This is a genomic window from Citrobacter sp. TBCS-14, assembly GCF_005280805.1.
GTDB classification, from domain to species: domain Bacteria; phylum Pseudomonadota; class Gammaproteobacteria; order Enterobacterales; family Enterobacteriaceae; genus Citrobacter; species Citrobacter gillenii.
In genome coordinates, this window is sequence record NZ_SZWM01000963.1 from 1 (window position 1) to 229 (window position 229).

Genomic DNA, 229 nt, shown 5'->3' on the forward strand with positions numbered 1-229 from the left:
TTCCCGTATCCCCTTTCGTTTTCATCCAGTCTTTGACAATCTGTACCCAGGTGGTGAACGGGCTGTACGCTGTCCATATGTGGAAGGTCACACTGTCCGGCGGTTCCATTTCTTCACCGGTAGACGAAAACCAGCGAATGCCATCACGGGTCCAGATCCCGGTCTTTTCGCAGATATAACGGGCATCAGTGAAGTCGAGTTCCTGCTGCCGGATGACGCAGGCATTATG

1 pseudogene is annotated in these 229 nt (G+C 52.8%); it reads right to left on the reverse strand.

The features are described 5' to 3' along the window. A pseudogene (locus FDX22_RS22275) lies at positions 1-229 on the reverse strand (phage terminase large subunit family protein); the annotation flags it as partial.